Origin of the sequence: Saccharomonospora iraqiensis subsp. paurometabolica YIM 90007, assembly GCF_000231035.2 — a bacterium.
GTDB lineage: Bacteria > Actinomycetota > Actinomycetes > Mycobacteriales > Pseudonocardiaceae > Saccharomonospora > Saccharomonospora paurometabolica.
In genome coordinates this window covers 1-4,679 of the sequence record NZ_KI912265.1, presented here as the reverse complement: position 1 = coordinate 4,679, position 4,679 = coordinate 1, and the positions used below count along the sequence as shown (strand labels likewise).

Here is a 4,679-nt window from a genome sequence, read left to right as displayed (position 1 = left end):
CTCGGCGGCCGGTGCCGGTGTGCCCCCGCGGTCGGAGGCCAGCCATACCGGCGTCCCGGCGGCCAGTGCGGCCTCGTGATACCCGGTCCGCTCGGCACCGGGGCCGGTCACCTCGACGACGGTGTGGATCCCCGCGCGCCGCAGCGCGTCGTCGACCCGGAAGGCGACCGCGGGCGGGTGTGCCTCCGGGCCGATCTCGATGAGCACCACCCGCTGGGGGAGCGGCCCGGGCACGGCCCCCGCCGGGGTGTTGCGCCACACCGCGTGGACCGACCGGAGATCGGGAAGCACCTGCAGGATGCGGTCCAGTGCCTCCGCCATACCGTGGTCCGGCCGGTCCGCGCCGGAGAACCGGTGCGCGGGCTCCGTTCCGGACTCGCCCACGGTGAGATCCTCGGCCAGTGCGGGGTCGGACCGGCTCAGCTCCAGCACCAGCCCGAGCTCCCGTTGCTCGGCGGGCCGCACCGGGATCCGGCCGGCGATCAGGGCACCGACCGCGAGTTCCGCGGCCTCGTCGAGATGCGAGCGTGCGACGAGCTCACGGGCGTCCGACAGCGCACTGTCGTCGAGTCTGCCCGCCAGTGCCAGCAGGACGTTGTGCAGACGCAGCGGCACGGCGAAGCCGTCCTTCGGCATGCCGTCGTGCACGTCCACCATCGCCGTTCTCCCTCCAGCCCGCGAAAGCGAGCGTCACGCGGGTACGAGCCTGTGGTGTCCGGCGTCCACGGCGCCCGCGCACACGAACCGGGAGTCCGCGAGCGCGGCCCGGTGGTAGGGGGGCGGTTCCGCCTGCGCGGGCAGGACCTCCACTCCGGGTTCCTCCTCCCCCAGCACACGCAGAACCCGCTGCAACTCCCCGGCCAGCCGCGGCAGCCCGGACACCGCGGTGACCAGGAGTATCCGCTTGGCCTCCCGGTCGGCGGACTCGCGGTCGTACCGCCAGCTCTCCCGGACCTCACCCACGTCCGGGCGCCCACGCAGCGTCGCGGGCATCACCACGGACACCGAATCGACGGTGTTCACCCATTCGGGTGGTTCCGGGGTGAATGTGTACCTGCTCCCGGCCGAGGCGTCCACCCCGAGGGTCGAACTGACCTCGTGCCAATCGGCCCCGTAGGGGATCAGACCGGCGACGAGCAGCCGGTACTCCGACTGGTCGAGGTCGACCCGGTGCTTGAGCAGGGCCTTGGGCAGGGTCCGCGCGAGCGTGGCCATCGCACCCTCGCCGAACCAGTCGCGGAACCGCCACAGCATCCGGTCGGGCATCCGCCCCGCCAGGCGAAGGAGCAGTTCGTGGGACGCCGCCTCGACGTCCGGGTCCATCAGGACACCTCCACGACATCCATCAGGACACCTCCACCACGAGCTCCACCTCGACGGGCGCGCCCAGCGGCAGTTCGGCCACCCCGACGGCCGAGCGGGCGTGTGCCCCCGCGTCCCCGAACACCTCACCGAGCAGCTCGGACGCTCCGTTGATCACCGCGGGCTGGCCACCGAAGCCCTCCCCCGAGGCGACGAATCCGACGACCTTCACCACCCGGACGACGGCGTCGATACCCACGACCGAGTCGACGGCCGCGAGACCGTTCAGGGTCGCCGTCCGGGCGTGCCGCTTGGCCTCCTCGGGGCTGACCTCCGCACCGACCTTGCCGGTCGCGGCCAGCTCGCCCGCGACGAACGGGAGCTGGCCCGAGGTGTACACGTACCGCCCCGTCCGGACGGCGGGCACGTAGGCCGCGACCGGCGTCGCGACGGCGGGCAGGTCGATGCCGAGTTCCGCGAGTCTCGCGCTCCAGCTCATCGTCGGTCCCGTCAGTCCTTCTCGCGCCGGAGGTAGGCCACGTGCTGCTCACCGCTGGGGTTCGGCAGCACCGTCACCAGCTCCCAACCGTCCTCGCCCCACTGGTCGAGGATCTGCTTCGTCGCGTGGATCAGCAGGGGGACGGATGCGTACTCCCACTTCGTAGTGCTCATGCTCCGACACCCTAGCCATTACCGTCGGGTCTCGTGGAAGCATGGCGCATCCTGGCGACGGTCCTGCTGGCCGTACCCGGGCTGGTGGGGGTGGCGATCGTGATGGCGCTGGCGCGGGACCGCACCGGTAGGCCGGGCACGGTGGCGGTGGCCGGCCTCGTCGCGTCCACCGCCCTCGCGGTGGCGTGTGTGCTCACTCTCACGGTGCTGTCCGTCCCGGTGACCTGGGCGCTCGCCGGCGGTGTCGCACTGATGGTGAGCGTCGCGGCCCTGGTGAGCTGACCGGTGGCTTAGGCTCTGGGAGTGTGACCACGTTGCCTGGCTGGACCGAGGAACTCGAACGGAGCCGCCTGCACTTCGTGACCGGGAAGGGCGGGACCGGCAAGACCACGCTCGCCGCGTCCCTGGGCCTCGCCCTGGCCCGGGAAGGGCGCCGCGTCCTGCTCGTCGAGGTCGAGGGACGGCAGGGATTCGCCCAGGCGTTCGACACCGAACCGCTGCCCTACGCCGAGCAGCGCATCGCCGCCGCACCCGGCGGGGGTGAGCTGCGGGCGCTGCACGTGGACGTCGAGGCCGCCCTGCTCGAATACTTCGAGATGTTCTACAACCTCGGCTTCGCGGGGCGGACCCTGCGCCGGATGGGCGCCATCGAGTTCGCCACCACCCTCGCGCCGGGGCTGCGCGACGTCCTGCTGACCGGCAAGATCAAGGAGTGTGTCGGGCGTACCGAGTCGAACGGCAGGCACACCTACGACGCCGTGGTGGTGGACGCGCCGCCCACCGGGCGGGTGGTCCGCTTCCTGGACGTCACCCGCGCGCTCACGGACGTCGCCAAGACCGGCCCCATCCGGGGGCAGGCCGAAGGGGTGGTCCGGCTGCTGCATTCGGGTGAGACAGCCGTCCACATCGTCACACTGCTGGAGGAGATGCCGGTGCGCGAAACGCTCGACGCGGTGGCCGAGCTGGACGGCGCGGATCTGCGCCCCGGGGCGGTCCTGGTCAACCGCGTCCGGCCCTCGCGGCTGCCCGCACCCGCCCTGCTCCCCGCCGCCGACGGCAGGGTGGACGCCGAGCGCGTGCGGTCCGGACTCGCGACCGCGGGCCTGGAGCTGCCCGGGAACACCGTGGACGCGCTCGTCGCGGAGACCGTGGAGCACGCCGTCGGCATCGCCGCGGAGCAGCGCTCCCGCGAACAGCTCGCCGAGGCCGACCTGCCCACACTCGAACTGGCGGACTTCGCGGGCGGCGTGGACGTGGCCGCGCTCTACGAACTCGCCGACGCGCTCGTGGAACAGGGTGTACGTTGACCGACTCCTTCGACGTCGACGGTCTGCTGGACGACCCGGAGACCCGGGTGGTGGTGTGCTGCGGCTCCGGCGGGGTCGGCAAGACCACCACCGCGGCGGCACTGGCGCTGCGCGCCGCCGAGCGCGGCAGGCAGACCGTGGTGCTCACCATCGACCCGGCGCGCAGGCTCGCCCAGGCCCTCGGCCTGCGCGAACTGGGCAACCACCCGCGCCGGGTGTCCGTGCCCGGGTTCGAGCCCCGGGGCGAGCTGTGGGCGATGATGCTGGACATGCGGCGCACCTTCGACGACATGGTGCGCAGGCACGCGGGTCCGGAGCGCTCGGAGCAGCTGCTGGCCAACCCCTTCTACCAGACGATCTCCACGTCGTTCTCCGGAACGCAGGAGTACATGGCGATGGAAAAGCTGGGCCAGCTCGCGGCGACCGGCGAGTGGGATCTGATCATCGTCGACACCCCGCCCAGCCGCTCGGCGCTGGACTTCCTGGACGCGCCCAACCGGCTCTCGGCCGCGCTGGACGGCCGGATGATCCGGCTGTTGACCACCCCGGCCCGCGCGGGCACCTGGGGGCTGCGCAAGGTCGTCGGCGCGGGTTTCTCCATGTTCGCCAAGGCGGTGTCGACCATCCTCGGCGGGCAGCTGCTGGCCGACGCCTCGGCGTTCGTGCAGGCGTTCGACTCCACCTTCGGCGGGTTCCGCGAGCGCGCGGAGAAGACGGCCGAACTGCTGCGTTCCCGCGGCACGTCGTTCCTCGTCGTGGCCGCGCCGGAACCCGACGCGCTGCGGGAGGCCAGCTACTTCGTCGACCGGCTGTCCACCGAGTCCATGCCGCTGGACGGCCTCGTCGCCAACCGCACCCATCCCGTGCTCGCCGACGTCTCCGAGATCTCCGCCATCGACGCACTGGCCGCCGCCGAGTCCCTGGAACGCCGGACGGCGACCGGGACCGGTGACGAGGGTTCCGCGGACGGTACGGCCGGTCCCGACGGCGCCGACGGTGCCGACGCGCTGGCCGCGGCGGTGTTGCGGCTGCACGCCGACCGGATCGCGATGGCGGGCCGGGAGGAGCGGCTGCTGGCCCGGTTCACCCGGGCGCATCCGCACGTGCCGGTGACCACGGTGCCCGCGTTGCCGAGCGACGTCCACGATCTCGACGGACTCCGGGATATCGGAAACCGCCTCGCGCGCGGCTGATCCGTCGTAGAATCACCCGAGCCGTGAGGCACACACCCGGAACGGGTCACCGGACGAGACGGCGGAGGCGGCGTGAGGCACGGTCGGCACGGCCCAGTGGCAGGGCCGGTACGAGCCCCGGTGGCAGGGCCGGTACGCGCTCCGGCGGCGGGGCGGGCGCGGGTCCCCGCGAAGGGGGTCCCGCACACCGCCCGTGCCGTCCGTG

6 protein-coding genes and 1 pseudogene are annotated in these 4,679 nt (G+C 72.8%); 3 read left to right on the top strand and 4 right to left on the bottom strand.

Going from position 1 to position 4,679, the window contains the following annotated elements; translation table 11 throughout:
- The 4 genes and pseudogenes from SACPADRAFT_RS33645 to SACPADRAFT_RS31820 form a co-directional block, all read right to left on the bottom strand.
- Window positions 1-657 (bottom strand): annotated as a pseudogene (locus tag SACPADRAFT_RS33645) (hypothetical protein); the annotation flags it as partial.
- A gap of 33 nt (window positions 658-690) precedes the next feature.
- A complete protein-coding gene (locus SACPADRAFT_RS0224375; RefSeq protein ID WP_007026589.1) occupies window positions 691-1,323 on the bottom strand; it encodes a hypothetical protein in 633 nt (210 codons plus the stop codon).
- A 22-nt stretch (window positions 1,324-1,345) separates the two neighbouring features.
- Window positions 1,346-1,801, bottom strand: coding sequence for a RidA family protein (locus SACPADRAFT_RS0224370; RefSeq protein WP_007026588.1), 456 nt, complete (start codon window positions 1,799-1,801; stop codon window positions 1,346-1,348).
- Between the two features lie 11 nt (window positions 1,802-1,812).
- The gene (locus SACPADRAFT_RS31820) at window positions 1,813-1,974 is read right to left on the bottom strand and encodes a DUF4177 domain-containing protein (RefSeq protein WP_007026587.1); all 162 of its coding nucleotides are present in this window, start codon (window positions 1,972-1,974) and stop codon (window positions 1,813-1,815) included.
- 33 nt (window positions 1,975-2,007) lie between these two features.
- On the opposite strand from SACPADRAFT_RS31820, the gene SACPADRAFT_RS0224360 reads away from it, so the two are divergent.
- The 3 genes from SACPADRAFT_RS0224360 to SACPADRAFT_RS0224350 are packed head-to-tail and all read left to right on the top strand — an operon-like array spanning window position 2,008 to window position 4,474.
- A complete protein-coding gene (locus SACPADRAFT_RS0224360) occupies window positions 2,008-2,256 on the top strand; it encodes a hypothetical protein (protein WP_007026586.1) in 249 nt (82 codons plus the stop codon).
- 23 nt (window positions 2,257-2,279) lie between these two features.
- Window positions 2,280-3,281 (top strand): ATPase BagA, encoded by a 1,002-nt coding sequence (locus SACPADRAFT_RS0224355; RefSeq protein ID WP_007026585.1) that lies wholly within the window; start codon window positions 2,280-2,282, stop codon window positions 3,279-3,281.
- Window positions 3,278-4,474, top strand: a complete 1,197-nt coding sequence (locus SACPADRAFT_RS0224350) for an ATPase BagB (protein WP_007026584.1) — start codon at window positions 3,278-3,280, stop codon at window positions 4,472-4,474. The genes SACPADRAFT_RS0224355 and SACPADRAFT_RS0224350 overlap by 4 nt, the downstream gene beginning before the upstream one ends.
- The last annotated feature ends 205 nt before the right edge of the window (window positions 4,475-4,679 follow it).